The sequence below is a fragment of the Exiguobacterium sp. s189 genome (assembly GCF_018617615.1).
Lineage (GTDB): Bacteria > Bacillota > Bacilli > Exiguobacteriales > Exiguobacteriaceae > Exiguobacterium > Exiguobacterium aestuarii_A.
In genome coordinates this window covers 185,538-203,314 of record NZ_JACSKM010000001.1, presented here as the reverse complement: position 1 = coordinate 203,314, position 17,777 = coordinate 185,538, and the positions used below count along the sequence as shown (strand labels likewise).

The window sequence follows — 17,777 nt, the reverse complement described above, 5'->3', positions numbered from 1 at the left end:
CCCCTCCTTTTTTCTAAGCATACCGTATGCACGGCTCACGAAAGAGAAATGAATGTGCGAAAAAACCGAAGCGTTAGCCTCGGTTTCCTTCATAGCGCTGAATCCATTCCTCGACTGTCATCTTCTCGACGAGTTCTCCGACCAAATCAAACGGAATTCGTTTCACGTTATTAAAGCGAATACAGCTTTTCCCCATATCGAGCTTCGTCGGGACCCGATTCGCATACTCCTGTTCGAACCACGCGAGCAATTCAGGGTCGGAGTAGATGCCCATATGGTAAAGCCCGACGTGACGCTTTTGCGCGATCACGCTGATAAAGGGAAGCGGTGTACCCGGAGTGACATGATAACCAGACGGATATCGCTCGAGTGGAACGACGTAATGGACACCCTGTCCGTCCGTCGTCTTTTCAAAGCCTTCTGGTAGATGCTCATCGATGACCTCGATCAGATGAAGGAAGGAATCGAGCCGTGCTTCGTCCACGAGTGTCGTCACGTCCATCATAATTCGCCTCCTCGTAGAATTTTCTCCATTTTCTTCCCCTTCGCCAACTCATCGATAAGTTTATCCAAGTAGCGAATCTCGCGCATGAGCGGCTCTTCGACGTTCTCGACACGGATCCCACAGACGACGCCTTTGATGAGAGCGCGGTCTTCATTCAGGCGCGGTGCTGAAGCGAAGAATGTGTCGAAATCGACTTGATCCTCAATTTGACGTTCGAGTCCAGTTTCATCATAACCCGTCAACCATTCAATGATCGTGTCGACCTCTTCTTTCGTCCGTCCTTTTCGTTCGGCTTTGGCGACGTAGAGCGGATAAACGCTCGCAAAGCTCGTCGTGTAGATACGATGTGCCATCTGTCTCCCTCGTTTCGGTCCTATTTTCTCTATCTTCTCACATTTCGACCGAAGCAGGTTACACCCATTCCAAGATTCCGTTCAAATCGTCATAAATCGCATCTGGCGCTACATCAAATTCTTCGAACGGTAAGTCGTTCCGATTGATCCATGCCGCGTGGAAGCCGAAGTTTTTCGCCCCGGCGATGTCCCATCCGTTCGACGATAAGAAGAGCACCTCGTCACGACGAAGACCGGATGTCTTGAACCAGTGCATGTAGGCGGCAGGAGACGGTTTCGGTTGTTTGATGCCGTCAACGCTGACAACTTCATCGAAATAATCGCTAAGACTGGCGTTGTGAAGCAGTGCCTCAAGCATCTCGTCCGTCCCGTTCGAGAGAATGACGGTCTTCACGTCATGCAGCTCTTTTAGGACCGATTCGACCTCCTCATACGGGGTCAGGTGCGCATACGATTCAATGAGACGTTGTTCGATGTCGTCTGTGGATGTTGCGTCGTGGACAGCAAGTGCGTAACGGAGTGCGTCCCGGGTCACCGACTCGAAATCTTCGTAGCGTCCCATCATGTGGCGCCAAAAGAAATACTCGAGTTGTTTCGTCCGCCATACTTGGCTAATAGATGCCCCTTTCTCCGGAAATTCTTTTTCGCAGGCGTCCTTCACCGAATGGACGTCGAATAGTGTGCCGTATACGTCAAAGACGATGGCTTTAATCGCTGGTTTCATACAAACATTCCTCCTTCTGTGTCGTTATACCCGTCTTGTTCAGAATATAATAGGGGAAAGGGGGTTCGACATGTATATTCAAAACCGATATTCCGTGAAAGACGAAGCTGACATCTTTGCTTTTTTGCATGCCCATCCGTTTGGTACGATCGTGACGCATGACGGGGACAAACCGATTGCGACGCACGTCCCGTTACGATTCGATGAGGCGAACAGTCGACTGACGACCCACATTTCGAAAGCGAATCCGCAGTGGCGTACGATTGAAGATCAAACCGTTCTCGTCATCTTTCAAGGACCAGATGCCTACGTCTCGGCGTCATGGTATGGCCACGAGGACGTCTCGACGTGGAACTATCAGGCCGTGCACGTATATGGACGTGCGACGATTCTCAACGAGGACGAATTAGTGGAGGAACTTGCTAGTATGCTTCATGAGCACGAAGGGGAGCGTGAGCATGCGGTACGTTGGGAAACGTTATCGGAACCAGTGAAGCGGCAAATGAACGGCGTCGTCGGGTTTCGGATTGACATCACTGACATTCAGGCGACGTTCAAGTTAAGTCAAAACCGAAATGATACAGACCACGAGCGAATCGTATCAGAGCTTGAAAAACAAAATGAACCGATTGCAGACGTCATGAGACGGCATCGAAAGTCCTAAGCAACCTGTCCTAAAACGACAGGTTTTTTCATTTTTCTGAGCCGAATAACGGTTGACATGACTTAGGAGCAGGTCTATACTCATAAATGATAATGATTATCAATATCGATAAAATACAGAGAAGTTCGAAAAGGAGAAAATCACGTGAACCACACATTGAAGAAATGGTTACATATGTTCATCTTTGTATCAGCATTTGCACTCATCCTGGCCGGTTGTGGTTCGGAAGAAGCGGAGAACGCTTCCACGAATGAAGGGACGGAGGAATCTGCAGAAGGTTACCCGATCACAATCGAGCACGCATTCGGGGAGACGGTCATCGAAGAGAAACCGGAACGTGTCGCGACGATCTCATGGGGGAACTATGACGTCGCACTTGCGCTCGACGTCGTACCGGTCGGATTCTCGGCTGCGAACTACGGTGTCCAAGACGACAGCGGTATGCTTCCATGGACGTCAGAGAAATTGAAAACACTCGGGGAAGAGAAGCCGAACATCTATCAAGATACAGACGGATTAGACTTTGAAGCAATCGCGGATTCAAATCCAGACGTCATCTTGGCGGCCTACTCAGGGATCACGCAAGAAGACTATGATACGCTCAGCCAAATCGCGCCGGTCGTGGCGTACCAGGAAACACCTTGGGTCACGTCATGGCAAGACATGGTTCGCTATGACTCACTCGCGATGGGACTCGGTGAAGAAGGCGAACAGTTGATCAAAGACACGGAGCAGTTAATCACAGATAAAGCGACAGCCGTTCCTGAGATTGCTGGAAAGAAAGCCGCATTCGTCTCGATGAGCGCGGAAGATCTTTCAAAATTCTATATCTATACGACGGGTGACCCACGTGGTGCCTTCATCGAAGAACTCGGGATGGAGTATCCACAAAACATCCTAGACGAAGCAGGAAAATCAGACAGCTTCTATCTCGAGCTCAGCAAAGAGAACGCTGATATCTTGAACGACGTCGACATCTTCGTCACATACGGAAATGAAGACACGTTGAAGGCGCTCCAAGCAGACCCGCTCTACGGAAAAGTACCGGCCATCGAACGTGGATCGGTCGTCTTGATTGAAGATAACACGCCACTCGCGGCGGCAGGCACACCGACACCGCTCTCGATTGAATATACGATCGATGAGTACGTCTCACGCGTATCGGATGCGCTCGCGAAAGTAAAATGATGCAACAACAGGTGAAACAGATGCATACCCCGAAGTACTTTCCGCTTCTCTTAATTGGGACGCTCGTACTGACGGTGCTATGTATTCTGGCATCCCTTGCCTTCGGCTCACGGACAGTCGGGTGGAATGAACTGCTGGACGGTTTATTCCGCCCGGCTGTTCAGTCGTATGAAGCGGACATCGTCCGGGAACGGGTCGTCCGGACAATCTTCAGTTTCATGTGCGGGGCAGCGCTCGGCGTGGCGGGGGCACTCATGCAGTCGGTGACGCGTAACCCAATCGCCGACCCGAGTATTCTCGGGGTCAACACGGGAGCGGCGCTTGCCGTCGTCATCGGAATCGCGTTTTTCAATATCTCGACAGCAAGTGCGTTCATCTGGTTCGCGCTCGTCGGGGCGTTGTTGACGGCCATCTTTGTCTTTGGTATCGGCTCGCTCGGTCGAGGTGGAGCGACCCCGCTCAAACTCGTCTTGGCGGGAGCTGCGACAAGTGCAGCCTTATCCTCGCTCGTCATGGCGCTCATGATCCCGCGGTCAAACGTCATGGACCAGTTCCGCTTCTGGCAAGTCGGGAGCGTCGGTGCGGGGAATATCGATTCCATCTATACGTTTTTACCGTTCTTATTGATCGGTCTTGTGATTGCGGTTGTGACCGCACCTTCCTTGAACGCGCTCGCGCTCGGTGAAGAGATGGCTAAAAGTCTTGGCGTTCGGACGGGTACGTTGAAGCTGACCGCCTCGTTCGCAGGCGTCATCCTGTGTGGGGCGGCGACGGCGCTTGCCGGACCGATCGGCTTCATCGGGTTACTCGCCCCGCACTTGATTCGGCTCGTGCTCGGTCCGGACCAGCGTTATCTCATGCCGATGTCTGCCCTCGCCGGTGCCATCATTCTGACCTTCTCGGACGTCATCGGACGTTTGCTCGGAAGTCCGGGAGAGCTTGAGGTCGGGATTGTGACGGCGTTCATCGGGGCGCCGATCTTGATTCTATTGACGATGAAAGTGAAAGTACGAGGATTATGATGCAACCAGCGATTGAACAAATCAGACAAGGACGCATGAAGCGCCGTCGTCGCTATGTCGGGATGACGACTCTCTTAGCCTTTGTAGCAGTGATGTTGAGCGGCTTGATGCTCATGCTAGGCAATACGATTTATCCCGTTCAGGACGTCATCCGCGTCTTGCTCGGAGAAGACGTGCAAGGGGCGACATTCGCCGTAGAGGTATTGCGTCTACCACGTATGCTCGCCGGAGTCTTTGCCGGGGCGGCGTTTGGTGCCGCGGGAACGATTTTCCAGACGATGCTTCGTAACCCGCTCGCCAACCCGAACGTCATCGGCATCACGACCGGTTCGAGTGCGGCTGCCGTCTTCTGTATCGTCGTTCTCCAGACGAGTGAAGCGGTCATCTCGATTGCGTCGATTATCGGGGGACTCGTGACCGTGCTCGTCATCTATTTCTTGTCCAAAGGGGCATCTTTCTCGATCGGTCGCCTCGTCTTGGTCGGGATTGGAATTCAGGCGATGCTCACAGCGGTCATCAATTACTTACTGCTCATCAGCCGGCAAAATGATGTTGCGATGGCGATGCGATGGTTGACAGGAAGCTTGAATGGGGCGAAGCTAGAAGAGTTGCCGCCTTTAATCATCACGGTACTCATCTGTTTACCGATCGTACTGTTACTCACCCGTCAGCTCGAGATGCTCGAGCTCGGTGAAATGGCGGCGACAGGGTTAGGCATCAACACGAACCAAACCCGATTGCTTCTCATCGTTGCGGCGGTGTTCATGCTTGCGCTCGCGACAGCGACGACGGGACCGATCGCCTTCATCGCCTTTTTGGCGGGACCGATTGCGAAGCGCCTCGTCGGAACGAGCCACGCCGGGATTCTTCCGGCAGCACTTGTCGGCATCATCTTAGTGCTCGCGTCCGACCTCGTCGGACAATTCGCCTTCACGGCACGCTATCCGGTCGGTGTCATCACCGGCATCATCGGCGCGCCTTATCTCTTATACTTGTTGATTCGGATGAACCAGAAAGGGGACTTCTAAATGGCATCTATTATGAAAGTGGAACATCTCACCTCAGGATACGAGGACAAGATGATTTTGAACGATATCAGTCTTGAAATTCCGAGCAATCAAATCAGCATCATCATCGGTGCGAACGGTTGCGGGAAGTCGACGCTACTGAAGACGATGGCACGCCTCATCAAGCCGAGTGCCGGTCAAGTGACGCTTTATGACAAGCCGATCTCGAAAATGGCACCGAAAAAGCTAGCACGTGTCCTCGGGATGTTGCCACAGTCCCCGGTCGTACCGGAAGGGATCACGGTCGCCGATCTCGTCGGTCGCGGTCGTTATCCCCATCAATCGTTCTTGAAGGGATGGACGAAAGCTGATTACGAGGCCGTCGCTGAGGCGATGGAGATGATGAATATCACCGAGTTCGCGGACCGTCCAATCGATGAGTTGTCAGGTGGACAGCGCCAACGTGTCTGGATTGCGATGGCACTGGCTCAACAGACGGACGTCCTCTTTTTAGATGAACCGACGACGTATCTCGATATCACGTATCAAGTCGAGATTCTCGACTTGTTGACAGACTTGAACCGAAAGTACGGGACGACGATTGTCATGGTGCTTCATGATATCAACTTGTCGGCACGTTATGCGGACTACATCTTCGCACTCGATAAAGGGAAGTTGATTGCGGAAGGAAAGCCGTCTGACGTCATCACGTGTGATTTGATCCATCGGGTCTTCAACCTTCGTTGTTCGGTCATGTGTGACCCGGTATCCGGCTCACCGTCCGTCATTCCGATCGGTCGCCATCACGTGCAGACAGAAACGGAAGAATCTCCTGTCGCTCAACTTGAATTAGTATAAAGGTGAATCAGAAGGGAGAAGGAGCGGGAGTTCCTTCTTTTTTGTTCCCTTATGAAAGCGTTCTAAAAAAGTCGTTGACTTCTCCATAGGGCGGGTGTATGCTATAAATCCTGCCCAAAAATGAGAGGCATGGGAACTGGCATCAGTTCATTCGATTTTTGAGAGGAATGACTTAAGATGAACCAACAACAATTAGTCGAGCGCGCACGCCAATTAAAGGACAATGCGTATTCACCATATTCGAAGTTCCGCGTCGGTGCGGCACTTCTCATGAAGGACGGCACGGTCATCGACGGCGTCAACGTCGAGAACGTCTCGTTCGGAGCAACGAACTGTGCAGAGCGCACAGCGATCTTCACAGCGATCGCACAAGGATACAAAAAAGGTGACTTCGAAGCGGTTGCCGTGTCTGGGGACACGGAAGACTTCTTGCCACCTTGCAGCATCTGCCGCCAGGTCATGGTCGAGTTCGGCGATCCTGACTTCAAAGTACTCCTCACAAACGGCAATGCCGATGTGAAAGAAGTGACGCTTGGGGAGCTCGTCCCGCTCGCGTTCACCGATTTGGATATGTAATCGCAGACCCCTCAGATTTCTGAGGGGTTTTCTCATCTGAAAAAGTGAAAGAATAATCGCGGAATGGCCTGAATAATATAAAAAATCAATTCTAAGAAATCGAGGCCAGCGAGTCCATTTGACCAACTGTCCTCTTCGCGGAAAGTGACTACTTTTCCACGCACTGGTCGCTTTCGTCCTTTCCATCGAATTGGGAGAGCGGTCGCGTTGTCCACGTCCGGGTGATTCATGACACGCATATGCAAGCGTGGCTCTACTGTGTTTCCAGAGCGTCCGCAGCGGGCAATCAACTTTTTGGTTTTCACTTGGTCTCCAACTTTGACGGCAATCGAACCGCTCTCTAAGTGAGCGAGAAGCGTGTATTCATCATGTTTATGTTGAATGATGACGTGATTTCCGAGTGGATGATCAGGATTTGGTTCATCTGGTAGCCCATCGACGACCTGATAAACTGTACCATCGAGTGGGGACAGGACTTGTTCTCCAAACGCATACGAGCCATTCATCCCAACTTTTCTGCGATTGTAAGGTTGCTGATCTTTTGTTTTCAAAAAGTCATAGCCATCACGTTTCTTTCGAATCGGTTCATGAAGATACATCCCGACGTTCGTCCCTTCGGAGACAACAAACCACTGCTCTTTGAATGGAAGGTGGTATTTGTTTTTCGTGAAAGGATTGGTCTCTTTTGAAGAGGATGTGACCGTCATCTGAATGGATTCGATCTGATTCACGCGATTAAATTGAACGGACAATAACTTTTCTTTTCGGAAATCCGACCATAATACATACCGATTCCCATTCAACACCATCTCATTGAGCAGACGATAGCGATGGATTCCATGAAGAAACGAAGACGCTTCGTGATGAAACGTGTCCATGGAATAATGAGATTTGCACGAATCGGTCATTTGATGATAAATGTCATCGAACTGTCCGTCTTTGAATAAGTGAATGAACTTTTTGTTCTCGTGATGCATACACATACCGCCTTTGTTGAGTGTTGATTTTATATACGGACAAAAATTTATAAATGATTCGTCGTAAAATAGGCAAATGTTTTGATATATAGTGAGCATGAATGGGTAGTTGTGAGAACGTATACGATTCATTTGTTAGGTAGCCCTAGGAATGCAGAACGTCGATTAAATGCAAACAAGGAAATGGGGGAAACTACAATAAAAGTATAAGAACTACTTCACATCATAGCTTATACGAATCATGGAAGAATAGATTTGAAATGTATAAAAAGACTTACATCAATCAAAGATGAGAGTCTTTTTTTGACATTTCGAGAATTATCGAATAACATGAGCGTATGAAAAATGCTGTGGAACTATTTAAAGTGTTGGGAAATGAAACGAGGCTCGAAATGTTGCATTGGCTGAAAGAACCGATGCGTCACTTCGACAAACCGACAGCGCATCTTACGAAAAATATGAGCGAGAAAGGAGGCGTATGCGTTGGGGATATCCAAGAAAAGACTACATTATCCCCATCGACGGTCTCACATTATTTAAAAATGATGCAAAACGTTGGATTGTTAGAGTCAGAGCGACACGGGCAGTGGACGTACTATCGAAGAAATGAAGAAGTGCTCCAAGAACTGTCTCGGTATATCGGAGAAGAGCTTTGACTCTTTTCCACGCTTTTAATTTCGATTTTTCTCGAAATATAGATATAAGCAGCGTATGGAAATGGAGGAAGGTAGTATGAAATCAATCTTTTATGTCCTCGCTTTTTTAGCGGGTGTGGCGCTCAGTCTTGAAGGAGCGATGTATGCGAGTTTAGGAGAGACAATCGGAAAACTCGAAAGTAGTTTATATAACTTTGCCGTCGGTACGATTATTTTAGGTGTGGCGTTATTATTCTTCGGTAAAGGCAAGTTGTCGTATACGAAAGAAGCGCCGAAGTGGCAGTTGACAGGAGGACTGCTCGGATTGATTTATCTCACGATTCTTGTCGTCGGAATCCCGTTGATTGGCGTCGGTATGGCAATGAGCAGTGTCGTCGTCGGTCAATTGATCATGAGTATGGTGATCGAACACAACGGTTGGCTCGGAAGTCCGAAAGTGACAGTTCGAAAAGAGAAAATCATTGCGGTCGCACTGATGATCGTATCGTTATTCTTAATTTATTGATCGGGAGGTTGCAAACATGTCTATTTTATTATTACTCGTCACCGTTCTTGGAGGTGCGCTACTGAGCGCTCAATCTTCTGTGAACGGCGCGTTCAGCCGTAAAGCAGGTACATTAGAAAGTGCATTCTTAACATTCATTACGGGAGCCATGATGTTGTTTTTACTCGTTTTGTTCTTTGGAAGCGGGAAGATTTTAAGCATTTTAGACGCTCCGATTTGGCAATTGAGTGCCGTCTGGCTCGGAGTCGGTTATCTATTTTTAACGATTCTAGCAGTTCCAAAAATCGGTGTCATTGCAGCGAATTTAGCAGCCATCATCGGTCAACTTTCAATGGGAATGGTGATTGATCATTTTGGATGGTTCGAAGGTGCTGTGATTCCATTCGACACGAAGCGGTTGATTGCGTTGATTCTAATGGTTGTCGCATTGCGATTATTGTATGTAGGGAACGTAAAACAAGCGAAAGAAGAATCTACTTCCAAATCGATCGCCTCATAAGAAAATCACCTGAAACACGCGTTTCAGGTGATTTTTGTTATAGATTGATTGATTCACCGTCTTCAGGAACAAATAGTCGATCGGCAAATTGATGCTCTTCTGCATAAGCTCGTAAGTCAGCGCGTGATAAGTTCCAGTGGTTCACTGCTTCCATATGAACGGCGATGATGCTGGCGTCCGGGGCAGCTTCTGCGACATGAAGCACATCCACTTCATTCATGACGAGTGACCCACCTTCTAGGAATTGATTGTCTCCCGCATTGACGACGATCACTTCTGGACGATGTGATTGAATGGTTTCAGCGACACCTTCATACCAAACTGTATCTCCTGCGACGTATAATGTTTTTTCGGTTTCATGTGTAAAGACGACACCACACACTTGACCAGTCAACGATAAGATGTCGCCTCGACCATGTTCCCCGACCGTTTTAACGAGATGAATACCTTCGAATTCAGTCGATTCAGTCAACACGCGAACATCTGTGAATCCATCCTGTTGGATTGTAGTTTGGTCTGCTTCATTTTGAACGAAGATCGGAAGCTCTTTTGCAAGTACCTCTTTTGCGACTTCGTCATAGTGGTCAAGATGAAGATGGGTCAAGATGACGGCATCAATTCCGTGTAGAAGATTTTCAATCGAAATCGGCAATTCAACGAGTGGGTTGTTCTCATCTTGACGTGCCGAATTTGGGAAAGGTGGATATGTGCCTTTCTTCGCAAGGAACGGATCGATGAGAAACGTCTTTCCAGCGTATTCAAGGCGGAGTGTCGCATTTCGGATCAATTGAATGTTCATAGGTGATTCTCCTTTTTCCATGTAGTATATATGTAGTGTAGAACGTACCCGTTTTGGAAGACATCACTTCATTCAAGTCTTTTTATCAATTGACTTGAATGATGAAAGGAGTTGCCGCATGGACGCAACAGATCGACGTATTATTGAAGCCTTGCAACAAAACAGTCGGATGACGATGAAGGAATTAGGCGAACTCATTCACTTGACGGGGCAAGCGACAGCCACACGCGTTAAAAAGTTAGAAGACCTAGGAATCATCGAAGGATATACGATTCGAATCAACGAAGAACGAATTGGTCTACCGATTCATGCGATGATTACAATCTACACGACGAGTACATTTCATGATCCGTACCTGCTCTTTCTTAAAGAGCATCGGCAATTCGTGAGACATAACTACAAGGTGAGCGGGGATGGCTGCTATCTACTCGAATGTCGCTTCCCGACGAATCAAGAACTGAATGCATTTTTAGATGGACTCAGCAAATACGTGAACTACAAACTGTCGCTCGTCATTCATCAAAACACCCAGTGAATCGTTGGATTCACTGGGTGTTTGTTGTTTCATGTCTTCGACCGGCACGGATGATAAAGCGATACTCTTCACTCTTGAAATACGTTTCGGTGAACTCAAAGCGACTGCCATCCATGAGAAACGAATAGAGTTCGACTTTGAGTATCGGTGTTCGATCGCTCACCTCGAGCATTTCAGCAATTTCTTTCGTCGGCAAGACCGGGATAAATTCCTGAACACTGTCTGCAATCTTCAGGTTTTTGACATTTTCAATGTAATCGTACTTCGACCGTGTCATTACCTCATACGTTAAATCCGGAAATAGTTGGAGTGGAAGATACGTATCTTCGACAATGAGTGGTTCTCCGTTCGCAAAGCGTAAACGACGAATGTAGTAGACAAGAGCATCTTCATCGAGCTCGAGTATTTCCCTTATTTTTTCAGTCGGAGGTTGAACGGTGAAAGTAAGTACTTTACTCGTGACGTCCTTTCCTTCCCGTTTCATGTCTTCAGTAAAGCTTTTTAATTCGTACATATTATGTTCAATCTTTTCGGATTGTACATACGTGCCGCTCCCTTGTCGTTTCCAAAGCAATCCTTCTTCTTGAAGTAGTTTGACGGCTTGTCGAACGGTGACTCGACTCGCTTTAAATTCCTCGACGAGTTGTGCTTCTGTCGGAATTGCTTCACCGGGCGCCCAATCGCCGGTCTCGATAAACGTGCGCATCTCCTGAGCGATCCGCTGGTATAGCGGAGATTTGGCTTTCATATAGATAACCTCCTGATTGTATGCGTTCATTACTCATAGTATACAAAAATAAAACGTTTTCAAAAAGGTGTTGACGGCTCGAATAATATGTATTAGATTTGTATTGTAATCAATTAGATATGTATTGAAAGGGGAACGCACACATGAAAAAACCACAGCGTCTCGTAGTCGTCGGTGGAGGTAGTACGTACACAATCGGCATGATCATGAGTTTGATTGAGGAAAAAGCACACTTCCCACTTCGTTCCATCACGTTTTACGATACAGATGAATTACGTCAAGAACGTGTCGCGAAAGCGAGTGAAGTCATCTTGCGTGAGCATTATCCAGAACTCGAGTCGTTCGAATACACGACGGACAAAGAATATGCCTTCAAGGATAAGGATTTCTTCTTCGTCCAAATTCGGACAGGTGGTTTGGAAATGCGCGAAAAAGATGAGCAGATTCCGCTTCGACATGGCGTGGTGGGACAAGAAACGTGTGGACCGGGCGGAATGTCATACGGGATGCGCTCAATCGGAGATATGATTGAACTCGTCTCTGACATTCGCGCCGGCTCACCGGATGGCTGGATCTTAAACTATACGAACCCTGCTGCGATTGTCGCCGAGGCGCTCAAACGTGCTTACCCGGACGATCAAAAAATATTAAATATTTGCGACATGCCGGCAGCAATCATGGTGAGCTATGCGAAGATTCTCGGTAAAGAGATTTGGGATCTCGTCCCGGAATATTTCGGACTCAATCACTTTGGTTGGTTTACAGGCATTTTTGATAAAGAAGGCAATGAATTGACTGCAGATATCAAACGCGCCATTTTAGAAGACGGATTCATCCCGGAAGATTCGGAGATTGCGAATGACCCGTCTTGGATCAAGACGTTCAAACAAGTAGAGAAGATGCTGACGGATTTCCCAGAGTACTTACCGAACACGTACCTTCAATATTATTTATATCCATCTGACATGGCAGAAAAAGAAGATGTCACAAACACACGGGCTCGGCAAGTAATCAACGGACGTCAAGAGCGTGTCTTCTCGATGTGCGATCAGATTATTCAAGATGACTCGCTCGAAAATGTTCACCTTGAGGTCGATATTCACGGCTGCTATATGATTCGGGTCGCTGCTTCGCTAGCCTATAATAACGGTGATATTTTCATCGTCATGGTGAAAAATGATGGTATCATTTCGAACTTGCCAGATGATGCGATGGTTGAAGTGCCTGCGATGCTTACCAATCGTGGACCGAAACCATTTGCAGTCGGAAAGATTCCTCGTTTTTACAAAGGAATGATTGAAGGACAGCTTGCTTACGAGCAACTTGTCGTCGACGCATACTTCGAAAACAGTTATGAGAAGGCACTTCAGGCGTTGACACTAAATCGTACAGTCGTCGATGCACCAATAGCTCGTCGAATCTTAGATGATTTGATTGAGGAAAACAGAACGTACTGGCCGGAATTAAAATCGGGCGAGACAGTAGCAATACGGTAACTAGAGAGGGGAGGCAATCCCCTTTCTCATTGTTCAGATTGATAACGCTTACAAGATGAGGAGTGAATCGAATGAGTCAATGGTTTGGAGTTTTTCAAAAGTTTGGGAAGGCGCTCATGGTACCGGTCGCTTTATTACCGGCTGCCGGAATTTTGCTAGGACTAGGTGCGGCACTCACGGGACCATTAGCCGATAGCTGGACGTTTTTACAGAACGGAACAGTAGAAGCGATCAGTGCTGGGATGTTACAAATTGGTCTTAGTATTTTTGCGAACTTACCAATCATTTTTGCAATCGGGGTCGCAGTTGGTTTGTCAGGGGGATCAGGGATTGCCGCACTCGCAGCACTCGTCGGATATGTCATTATGAATACGACAATCTCAATCTCCCTCGGCATCACGGCAGAAATGGCTGCCGAGAGTGGGGAATATGGCATGTTACTCGGTATTCCTTCTCTTGAAACCGGTGTACTCGGAGGAATTGCGGTCGGGTTGCTCGCAGTATGGGTTTATAAAAAGTTCCATACGTTCAATCCGCCAGAAGTGTTGGGATTCTTTGCAGGTGATCGTTCTGTCGGGATTGTGATGGTTTTCTTCTCAATCTTACTTGGATTTGTCATGATGCTCATCTGGCCGCCAATCCAATCGGCACTCACTTCAATGGCAAACGTCATCGCGAGTGATGCGACCAACCCTGCATACGTAGGGTTATATGGGATGTTGGAGCGGTTATTGATTCCGACAGGATTACACCATATTTGGTATGCCCCGTTCCTGTGGACATCTCTCGGTGGAACAGCAACGGTCGGTGATGCGGTCGTGAACGGTGAGCAGTATATTTTCCTCGCTCAAATCGCAGAAGGTGTCGAAGTGACGGCGGGACGCTTCATGTCTGGTAAGTTCCCAATCATTATGTTCGGTTTACTCGGGGCAGCGCTCGCGATGTATCGTCAGGCTGATCCGGACAAACGTCCTGTCGTTCGAGGCTTATTGATTGCAGCGGCCGGTACAGCTTTTCTAACAGGAATCACAGAACCGATTGAATTCACTTTCTTATTCGTGGCACCTGTCCTGTATGTCATCCATAGTGTATTGACGGGAATTTCTTTCGCGCTCATGTATGCGCTCGATACACATATCGGTTGGGCTGGAGGATCAGGATTGATTGACTATATTTTAGTGAACGTTTTACCAGGTACACCACGCTGGTGGATGAATATCGTCGTCGGCATTGGTTTCTTCATCGTTTACTATAGTATCTTTACTTTCGCCATCAAGAAGTGGAATTTGGCAACACCAGGGCGTGGCGGACAAGAAGCGAAACTGTTTACACGTAAAGACTACAATGATAAAAAGTCAGGTCAATCAGCGATTCAAGCGACAGCACTTGCGATTGAAGAGGCACTTGGGGGACGAGAGAACATCCGTGATATCGATGCATGCTTCACACGCCTTCGTGTTGAAGTAAGTGATGTTTCTCAAATCAATGAGGATGAACTAAAAGCACTCGGAGCAGCTGGGGTCGTAAAAGTGAAAAATAACATTCAAGCGATTTTTGGAGGTCGCTCTGATCTATACAAAAATGAATTGCTACGCATTCATAAGGAAATGGATGAAGCGAATTGAAATCGGGCTCAACCGCATGGGTTGAGCCTTTTCAATCTTCATACGTATAGTGCTACAAGACGTTCCGCATGCTTCTTCATCATCTCCCGCAACGCACGCGGCGCCTTGACCTCCACTTCCGCTCCAGCCTTCAACAGCTGCCTCGACAAAAACGGAAGCTCTTCCTCGGGTACGTTCCATTCATTCTTCTCTCCGATATCGGGTAATAGATCTTCAAGTAAACGACGACCGAGTGATGTCAGCTCGAGTTGAACGGTCACACCGACTCGTTCATCACTTGCCTGAAGTAAGGTCACCAAATCATCGGATTCAAACGGTTCATCTAGCAACTTGACCGCTTCCACTCGATCGATTCGATATTGACGAAGCCCCAGTTCAGACAGTCCGAAAACGTACCACTTCATGTCAAGGAGTGCCATACCGACCGGAGCGACGATGAACGTGCGTGGTCCTTTCGTCGTTTGATACGTCATCTCGATCTTGCTCTTGTGCTCGACCGCCTGATAGATGTCTTTCGTGAGCGGGGCTTTAGGAATTTGTTTGCTCCCGAGCCACAGGATATTTCGTTCTAAGTGATGAATCTTCGTCTCCAAGTCTTGTGGCAACTCGTTCACGTACCAGTCGGACAGCGTATGTCGTATATCACCGAATGGCACGTCCGGGATGTGTTCCATCCATTTGAACGTAAGATAAAGGGCGACTGCTTCTTGTTCGCGGAGGTGAAGGGGTGGCAACAGTCGGTTCGGCAACATCTCGTAGCCGCCACCAATCCCAGGTACACTCCAAATCGGATAACCCAGTTCCTCGAGCGATAGCATATCCCGCTGAATCGTTCGGATAGAGGCACCTGTCTCTTGAGACAGTTCTTCAGCGGTGACACGTCGTCCTCGATTGAGCAGTCGAATCAGTTGTAAATGTCGTTTTTTCATAGTTATCATTCCCGTCATCTTTTGTCGTGTTTATTGGTTAAGCTGAATATATTACGAATCAAGGAGGAAGATACGATGCCGAAAGTAGTGTTGTATATTGCGATGAGTTTAGATGGGAAAATCGCCCGGTCGAACGACCAACTCGATTGGTTGTTCGCCGTGGAGGGAGACGGGGACAACGGCTACGCTGAATTTTTTAAGACCGTTGGTGCCGTTATCATGGGACGAAAGACGTATGAGGAAGTACTGAAGTTAGAAGAAGGGGCTTATCCGTACAAAGACATCCCGAACTATATTTTGACGCGTCAGCCTGACCGTGAGGCAGAGCATGTCACGTTCACGAATGAACCGATCGAAGAACTGATTCATCGGTTGAAAGGAGAAGCCGATCAAGACATCTGGCTCATCGGCGGGGGAGAGGTCATCAAAGCGGCGATGGAGCATAACTTGATTGACCGGTATGAGATTGCGATTGCCCCGGTCGTGTTAGGTGAGGGGATTCCTCTCTTCCCAGAAGGCACAAAAGAGACAAAACTTCGACTGACAAGTCAACGCGCATCCGGTCAATTTGTGATGGTCACTTACAATAGAGCATAAACACCAACGCGAAGCACCTCGATTTTTTCAAGAAATCGAGGTGTTTTTCGATGTGTTAAAACGAGAGAATATAAGGATTCAATTTACTTCTTTGAAAAAAATATTCTTGATATTTATTATCATAAAAAGGAAAATATTATTATGGTCATTCTATATTTTGAAATTTGAGAAAATATAAGTCACATAGTCGAATCCAAGGGGTTGAAAACATGTTCATTAGTTTAGTCGCAAACTCATGTATTTCGTTTACCGGGATTTACTTTATAGCAAAGGTTTTGAATTATCATACGAACCATCAGTTTGCCAAAAACATGGTTGTCGGCGTTTTAGCGGGTGGGCTCGGGATCTTTCTAATTACCCAAGGGGTGCTCTACGATGAGGTAGTGAAGATTGACTTCCGCTATCTGGCGCTCATCCTTCTTGGATTTTATCGGTTGATCTCACCACTATTTATTGCAGCGACCATCATTTCCATCTATCGCTTCAGTTTTGGACTGAACATCCAATCGTTTGTGGCATGTTTGGCCATTTTTTTAATTGCAATTGGGATTATCATGATGTATAAATTCGCATGGCTAGAAAAGAAGATTTTACTATTTGGCGTAATGTTAAATCTGTGGGCTTGTTTAATTGCAAGTGTTGCGATTGTGACGAACGGTGGATTCACGTTAAATGCTTTACAAGTCGCACTCCTAGTCGTCAGTATCAGCTTCCCAGTTGGCATATTAATCACGGTATTAAATATTGATGTCTTTTTGATTAATCAACGTGTGAAAGAATATAAGATATCAGCTGAAACGGATCATCTAACTGGACTTGCGAATCGTCGAGCGTGGGAAGTGCAGATGAAGAAATTTAAGGAACGTTCCTCGATTTGTAACGTATTGATGATTGATATTGATCATTTCAAACAAATCAACGATCGATACGGTCATTCGAATGGGGACGAGATTTTGAAGCAGTTCGCCAAACTCCTTCATCGTGAAACAAGGGATCATGATATTAAAGCTAGAATCGGAGGAGAAGAGTTCGGTATTTTAATCCCCATGTTGTCGCATCTAGAAATTATGAACGTGGCAGAACGGATTCGAAACAGTATTTCCAAGCATGAATTCAAACTACTTGATCATCGCGTCATCCATATCTCCGTATCCATTGGAATTGCCAATGGAAGAAGTGAAAATTTACATGAAATGATTCACTTGGCAGACGATTCACTATACCAAGCAAAAAACAGTGGTCGAAACTGTACGTATATCAACGAAACGGTCGTGTAATCAACGAATGGAAAGGAAGTATGATGAATGAAGATGACAAAACAACCCCTTTTATTATGGTCTGCTCTGACTGGTGTTGTTCTTCTGTCTCTTACCCTCGCTAATATGATTGAGCCGTTAGAAGGCTTACACTATTTGAGTGTGACGTTCATTATGTTGTTGGGATTACGGATTTCTGTTGAATCGTTGCTGATTTGGCGGAAAAACAAGAGTGATGTTTCGTTTTTTTGGTTTTTA

The 17,777-nt window shown here is 47.2% G+C and carries 21 protein-coding genes; 14 read left to right on the top strand and 7 right to left on the bottom strand.

Annotation, left to right across the window (positions count from 1 at the left end; translation table 11 throughout):
- Positions 1-73 precede the first annotated feature (73 nt).
- From KNO99_RS00960 to KNO99_RS00950, 3 genes are read right to left on the bottom strand one after another with little or no spacing between them, the layout of a single operon-like run.
- The gene (locus KNO99_RS00960) at positions 74-505 is read right to left on the bottom strand and encodes a DUF1801 domain-containing protein (protein ID WP_214744492.1); all 432 of its coding nucleotides are present in this window, start codon (positions 503-505) and stop codon (positions 74-76) included.
- Positions 502-858 (bottom strand): DUF2200 domain-containing protein, encoded by a 357-nt coding sequence (locus KNO99_RS00955; protein ID WP_214744490.1) that lies wholly within the window; start codon positions 856-858, stop codon positions 502-504. The genes KNO99_RS00960 and KNO99_RS00955 overlap by 4 nt, the downstream gene beginning before the upstream one ends.
- Positions 859-916: 58 nt before the next feature.
- The gene (locus tag KNO99_RS00950; RefSeq protein ID WP_214744488.1) at positions 917-1,582 is read right to left on the bottom strand and encodes a haloacid dehalogenase type II; all 666 of its coding nucleotides are present in this window, start codon (positions 1,580-1,582) and stop codon (positions 917-919) included.
- Positions 1,583-1,652: 70 nt separating this feature from the next.
- Between KNO99_RS00950 and KNO99_RS00945 the strand changes: the two genes are divergently transcribed.
- The 6 genes from KNO99_RS00945 (at position 1,653) to KNO99_RS00920 (ending at position 6,897) form a co-directional block, all read left to right on the top strand.
- Complete coding sequence (locus tag KNO99_RS00945) at positions 1,653-2,246, top strand: FMN-binding negative transcriptional regulator (RefSeq protein ID WP_214744486.1); 594 nt, start codon at positions 1,653-1,655, stop codon at positions 2,244-2,246.
- Positions 2,247-2,390: 144 nt separating this feature from the next.
- The gene (locus KNO99_RS00940; protein WP_371743020.1) at positions 2,391-3,434 is read left to right on the top strand and encodes an iron-siderophore ABC transporter substrate-binding protein; all 1,044 of its coding nucleotides are present in this window, start codon (positions 2,391-2,393) and stop codon (positions 3,432-3,434) included.
- Between the two features lie 20 nt (positions 3,435-3,454).
- Complete coding sequence (locus tag KNO99_RS00935) at positions 3,455-4,456, top strand: FecCD family ABC transporter permease (RefSeq protein WP_371743019.1); 1,002 nt, start codon at positions 3,455-3,457, stop codon at positions 4,454-4,456.
- Positions 4,456-5,484, top strand: coding sequence for a FecCD family ABC transporter permease (locus KNO99_RS00930; protein WP_371743018.1), 1,029 nt, complete (start codon positions 4,456-4,458; stop codon positions 5,482-5,484). Before KNO99_RS00935 ends, KNO99_RS00930 begins: the two co-directional genes overlap by 1 nt.
- Positions 5,485-6,321, top strand: coding sequence for an ABC transporter ATP-binding protein (locus KNO99_RS00925; RefSeq protein WP_214694398.1), 837 nt, complete (start codon positions 5,485-5,487; stop codon positions 6,319-6,321). It abuts the gene before it with no gap.
- A gap of 177 nt (positions 6,322-6,498) precedes the next feature.
- A complete protein-coding gene (locus tag KNO99_RS00920; protein ID WP_026825163.1) occupies positions 6,499-6,897 on the top strand; it encodes a cytidine deaminase in 399 nt (132 codons plus the stop codon).
- A gap of 32 nt (positions 6,898-6,929) precedes the next feature.
- On the opposite strand, the gene KNO99_RS00915 is transcribed toward KNO99_RS00920, so the two are convergent.
- Entirely contained in the window at positions 6,930-7,874 is a 945-nt protein-coding gene (locus tag KNO99_RS00915; RefSeq protein WP_214744481.1) for a M23 family metallopeptidase, read from the bottom strand.
- A gap of 338 nt (positions 7,875-8,212) precedes the next feature.
- On the opposite strand from KNO99_RS00915, the gene KNO99_RS00910 reads away from it, so the two are divergent.
- From KNO99_RS00910 to KNO99_RS00900, 3 genes are all read left to right on the top strand, one after another.
- Positions 8,213-8,530, top strand: coding sequence for an ArsR/SmtB family transcription factor (locus tag KNO99_RS00910; RefSeq protein ID WP_214744479.1), 318 nt, complete (start codon positions 8,213-8,215; stop codon positions 8,528-8,530).
- A 76-nt stretch (positions 8,531-8,606) separates the two neighbouring features.
- The gene (locus KNO99_RS00905; RefSeq protein ID WP_214744477.1) at positions 8,607-9,035 is read left to right on the top strand and encodes a DMT family transporter; all 429 of its coding nucleotides are present in this window, start codon (positions 8,607-8,609) and stop codon (positions 9,033-9,035) included.
- Positions 9,036-9,051: 16 nt separating this feature from the next.
- On the top strand, positions 9,052-9,534 hold the full coding sequence (locus KNO99_RS00900) for a DMT family transporter (protein ID WP_214744475.1): 483 nt from the start codon (positions 9,052-9,054) through the stop codon (positions 9,532-9,534).
- 37 nt (positions 9,535-9,571) lie between these two features.
- Here KNO99_RS00900 and KNO99_RS00895 read toward each other — a convergent pair whose 3' ends face one another.
- Complete coding sequence (locus KNO99_RS00895; RefSeq protein WP_214744473.1) at positions 9,572-10,333, bottom strand: MBL fold metallo-hydrolase; 762 nt, start codon at positions 10,331-10,333, stop codon at positions 9,572-9,574.
- 118 nt (positions 10,334-10,451) lie between these two features.
- Between KNO99_RS00895 and KNO99_RS00890 the strand changes: the two genes are divergently transcribed.
- Positions 10,452-10,868 carry an Lrp/AsnC family transcriptional regulator gene (locus KNO99_RS00890; RefSeq protein WP_214744471.1) on the top strand — a complete coding sequence of 139 codons (417 nt, stop codon included), beginning with the start codon at positions 10,452-10,454 and terminating at the stop codon, positions 10,866-10,868.
- Between the two features lie 10 nt (positions 10,869-10,878).
- Here the strand turns inward: KNO99_RS00890 and KNO99_RS00885 are convergent, their stop codons facing one another.
- A complete protein-coding gene (locus tag KNO99_RS00885) occupies positions 10,879-11,616 on the bottom strand; it encodes a GntR family transcriptional regulator (RefSeq protein WP_214744468.1) in 738 nt (245 codons plus the stop codon).
- A gap of 143 nt (positions 11,617-11,759) precedes the next feature.
- Here KNO99_RS00885 and KNO99_RS00880 point away from each other — a divergent pair, with 143 nt between their 5' ends.
- Positions 11,760-13,112 carry a 6-phospho-alpha-glucosidase gene (locus tag KNO99_RS00880; RefSeq protein ID WP_214744467.1) on the top strand — a complete coding sequence of 451 codons (1,353 nt, stop codon included), beginning with the start codon at positions 11,760-11,762 and terminating at the stop codon, positions 13,110-13,112.
- A gap of 71 nt (positions 13,113-13,183) precedes the next feature.
- Entirely contained in the window at positions 13,184-14,737 is a 1,554-nt protein-coding gene (locus tag KNO99_RS00875) for a PTS transporter subunit EIIC (protein WP_214744465.1), read from the top strand.
- Positions 14,738-14,775: 38 nt separating this feature from the next.
- Here KNO99_RS00875 and KNO99_RS00870 read toward each other — a convergent pair whose 3' ends face one another.
- Positions 14,776-15,666 (bottom strand): helix-turn-helix transcriptional regulator, encoded by an 891-nt coding sequence (locus KNO99_RS00870; protein ID WP_214744463.1) that lies wholly within the window; start codon positions 15,664-15,666, stop codon positions 14,776-14,778.
- Between the two features lie 75 nt (positions 15,667-15,741).
- On the opposite strand from KNO99_RS00870, the gene KNO99_RS00865 reads away from it, so the two are divergent.
- On the top strand, positions 15,742-16,263 hold the full coding sequence (locus tag KNO99_RS00865; protein ID WP_214744461.1) for a dihydrofolate reductase family protein: 522 nt from the start codon (positions 15,742-15,744) through the stop codon (positions 16,261-16,263).
- Positions 16,264-16,472: 209 nt separating this feature from the next.
- A complete protein-coding gene (locus KNO99_RS00860) occupies positions 16,473-17,540 on the top strand; it encodes a GGDEF domain-containing protein (protein ID WP_214744459.1) in 1,068 nt (355 codons plus the stop codon).
- The last annotated feature ends 237 nt before the right edge of the window (positions 17,541-17,777 follow it).

Coding starts and splice junctions, on each gene's coding strand:
- KNO99_RS00955 (WP_214744490.1), bottom strand. CDS start 858: ATGGCACATCGTATCTACACGACGAGCTTTGCGAGCGTTTATCCGCTC.
- KNO99_RS00890 (WP_214744471.1), top strand. CDS start 10,452: ATGGACGCAACAGATCGACGTATTATTGAAGCCTTGCAACAAAACAGT.
- KNO99_RS00915 (WP_214744481.1), bottom strand. CDS start 7,874: ATGCATCACGAGAACAAAAAGTTCATTCACTTATTCAAAGACGGACAG.
- KNO99_RS00935 (WP_371743019.1), top strand. CDS start 3,455: ATGCATACCCCGAAGTACTTTCCGCTTCTCTTAATTGGGACGCTCGTA.
- KNO99_RS00910 (WP_214744479.1), top strand. CDS start 8,213: ATGAAAAATGCTGTGGAACTATTTAAAGTGTTGGGAAATGAAACGAGG.
- KNO99_RS00920 (WP_026825163.1), top strand. CDS start 6,499: ATGAACCAACAACAATTAGTCGAGCGCGCACGCCAATTAAAGGACAAT.
- KNO99_RS00860 (WP_214744459.1), top strand. CDS start 16,473: ATGTTCATTAGTTTAGTCGCAAACTCATGTATTTCGTTTACCGGGATT.
- KNO99_RS00945 (WP_214744486.1), top strand. CDS start 1,653: ATGTATATTCAAAACCGATATTCCGTGAAAGACGAAGCTGACATCTTT.
- KNO99_RS00895 (WP_214744473.1), bottom strand. CDS start 10,333: ATGAACATTCAATTGATCCGAAATGCGACACTCCGCCTTGAATACGCT.
- KNO99_RS00905 (WP_214744477.1), top strand. CDS start 8,607: ATGAAATCAATCTTTTATGTCCTCGCTTTTTTAGCGGGTGTGGCGCTC.
- KNO99_RS00925 (WP_214694398.1), top strand. CDS start 5,485: ATGGCATCTATTATGAAAGTGGAACATCTCACCTCAGGATACGAGGAC.
- KNO99_RS00950 (WP_214744488.1), bottom strand. CDS start 1,582: ATGAAACCAGCGATTAAAGCCATCGTCTTTGACGTATACGGCACACTA.
- KNO99_RS00865 (WP_214744461.1), top strand. CDS start 15,742: ATGCCGAAAGTAGTGTTGTATATTGCGATGAGTTTAGATGGGAAAATC.
- KNO99_RS00880 (WP_214744467.1), top strand. CDS start 11,760: ATGAAAAAACCACAGCGTCTCGTAGTCGTCGGTGGAGGTAGTACGTAC.
- KNO99_RS00900 (WP_214744475.1), top strand. CDS start 9,052: ATGTCTATTTTATTATTACTCGTCACCGTTCTTGGAGGTGCGCTACTG.
- KNO99_RS00875 (WP_214744465.1), top strand. CDS start 13,184: ATGAGTCAATGGTTTGGAGTTTTTCAAAAGTTTGGGAAGGCGCTCATG.
- KNO99_RS00960 (WP_214744492.1), bottom strand. CDS start 505: ATGATGGACGTGACGACACTCGTGGACGAAGCACGGCTCGATTCCTTC.
- KNO99_RS00870 (WP_214744463.1), bottom strand. CDS start 15,666: ATGAAAAAACGACATTTACAACTGATTCGACTGCTCAATCGAGGACGA.
- KNO99_RS00930 (WP_371743018.1), top strand. CDS start 4,456: ATGCAACCAGCGATTGAACAAATCAGACAAGGACGCATGAAGCGCCGT.
- KNO99_RS00885 (WP_214744468.1), bottom strand. CDS start 11,616: ATGAAAGCCAAATCTCCGCTATACCAGCGGATCGCTCAGGAGATGCGC.